This window comes from Candidatus Rhabdochlamydia sp. W815 (assembly GCF_018642185.1).
Lineage (GTDB): Bacteria > Chlamydiota > Chlamydiia > Chlamydiales > Rhabdochlamydiaceae > Rhabdochlamydia > Rhabdochlamydia oedothoracis.
Genome location: NZ_JAAVTY010000161.1, coordinates 1 through 2,308, shown reverse-complemented (window position 1 = coordinate 2,308; position 2,308 = coordinate 1). Strand labels below are relative to the sequence as shown.

Below are 2,308 nucleotides of genomic sequence, written 5' to 3'. Positions count from 1 at the left end.
TCTCCTTGTGTTTGATTGTTAAAAATCACAATAGAGATTCTTTCATCGCCTGCCTATTCTTTTTTTAATTCTTCTGTGCACTTCAAACTTGAAAAGACTATTCATAATAAAAGACATTAGAAAAAAATATAAGGTGGATTTAAGTCAATGATAAGACAAGAAAAAAAACAGATGATTCGTACACAGAATCCCAGATTAGTAGGGTGTGATAGAAAAGGAAATTTTCATGGGATGCATGTTTTTATACCCCCTCATTCACGGACTTATGTAACAAACCAAAGCTACACAACAGGAGCGCCTAAACTTCAAGAAGACACAAGACAACTAGATCCCCCTAAGCATGAAAAAGATGAATTTTGTGAATATACAACAAGCATCAAGCCTGCTGCCATTTTATCGATACATCCTTCCATAGCAAAAGCATGGACAACATTCTCAGGGGTAACAGGTGAAGTCTATGAGGGATTTAACGTAATGTCTGTTCATAAAAAAGATACAGGCTCTTATCTGATTTCTTTCATTATTCCTATGTCAAGTACGAACTATGTCCCCGTAGTGATAGCAGAAGGATTTAATGTTCAAGCAGCTCCCACTTTGCTAAAGACTCATACACTAGAAGTAGGAACCAAGTTCATTGAAGGAAATGCCAATCTAACTTCTTACGATAGTCACACTATACACGTAGTAATTTTTGGAAGTTTGCATTCCTCTTGCGTGTAGTAAAAATCGAAGTTAGTATAATGGTTTTTAAGATAGACATTCCCTTTTGCTAAGGATTTTTTCGAGATTCGAAAACGCAAGAAATTTCTGTTTCTTTAGAAACATATACTAGTTTGATTTCAAATTAAGAATTGCATAATTAGGTTTTTTTGAAAAAACTACTCTATCTTTCAAGAAGATGTTATTTTTTATATAAAAAATGTTTATGAATTCAAACTCTTAATTTGAATGCAAACGAGTATATGCATCATAAGAAATATCATCGAGTCTCTTCAAAAAAAATTACGGAGGATTAAAATGCGTGATAAAAAAACCAGAATGTCAATAGATGTTTCAGAAAAGGAACATAAAAAAATCAAAATGCATGTAGCAAAACTAGGAATGTCCATTCGGAAATTTGTCACAGATTGTATCCAGGAAAAAATTTTTCAAAAGACAGACAAACAAAAATCTGATGATTTGTAGTAAGCATATTTCAGAAAAAAATAAGAAAGACTCATTTATAAAACTCACATGACTCAAATAAAAAAACCACATGAGGGAAAATCATGCGGTTTTTCTTTTGTAATACTTAGCAGTATCTCTATTTTTCTCCAGCTCGGACTGGGAGAGAACAAGAACCAGTTATTGCGACTGAAAGAATTGCAAAAACTTGTTGTGGGCTATTGCCTTGATCTATCAATAATTGCGCTTGTAACAATAAAGTATTTAGTAAAGGAAGAGTGCCTAAAGGCACGATATTCAATAATCCTAATACTGTGTTTAGTATACCTAGAGGTACCATATTCTTATCCGTGGTTATTATATTAAAGTTATATTTACACTGAGTTTATTTCAGTTAGAAGGAACATTTTTTTTTATTTTTGTATGAGTTTCATCAGTATCTCTTTAGGAAACGTATCTAACAGATGTAATAGTGCATTTAGTACATCTATCAGCATTGCTTAATTCCTTCTTTTCACAATTAATGACTAACATCAATCAACTGACTTGAAAACAAGTAGAGAATATCATTTTAGGTTTCAATTAGACAGAAAATTATTATAATTAACGATTAATTTCATCTTACATTGTTAAAGAGTATATTTATTGATATTAAATAGTATAAATCACTCTTTATAAGTTAAAAACAAATCACCAACGAAGATTGAAGAACAATTCCACGAAATTGTGATTTTTGATTTTCAAACAAACATTCCAAGATCACAAGAGCAGAGACTTTGAACTTCTTGCATAACCCCCTATTTTAAAACTTTCATTCTAATGCTTAAAACAAGCTTAGAAGCTATTTAAACGCGTAAATTGCACGTTTTTGGGTTTGGTAACATAAGCTGTTTGCTTTTGAGACTTTATAACCGCCTTTTCTCTTTCTTTTGGGTAGGAGCTATCTACCGCCTGCTTTCGCCTGCTTTTTACCTATGAAAGTTCTGCATCGTATTACGGTTGTACGTTTCCCCTTTTTCTCCGAAATTTGTAATTAAATATAAATTATAGTTATTTAAAATATTATTGATAAAGTTGTATATTTTTCTCCAACAAAATATATGGAGGTAGAGAAATGCCTAAACCTTATTCAATGGATCTAAGA

At 31.6% G+C, this 2,308-nt stretch carries 2 protein-coding genes; both read left to right on the top strand.

The annotated features are described in order from the left end of the window. Positions 1-147 precede the first annotated feature (147 nt). Positions 148-720 carry a hypothetical protein gene (locus tag RHOW815_RS07865; protein WP_215217749.1) on the top strand — a complete coding sequence of 191 codons (573 nt, stop codon included), beginning with the start codon at positions 148-150 and terminating at the stop codon, positions 718-720. Between the two features lie 297 nt (positions 721-1,017). Further along, complete coding sequence (locus tag RHOW815_RS07860; RefSeq protein ID WP_215217748.1) at positions 1,018-1,185, top strand: type II TA system antitoxin, ParD family; 168 nt, start codon at positions 1,018-1,020, stop codon at positions 1,183-1,185. Positions 1,186-2,308 lie beyond the last annotated feature (1,123 nt).

Excerpts from the sequence above, each read along its gene's own strand:
- RHOW815_RS07865 (WP_215217749.1), top strand. The coding sequence starts at position 148 with ATGATAAGACAAGAAAAAAAACAGATGATTCGTACACAGAATCCCAGA.
- RHOW815_RS07860 (WP_215217748.1), top strand. The coding sequence starts at position 1,018 with ATGCGTGATAAAAAAACCAGAATGTCAATAGATGTTTCAGAAAAGGAA.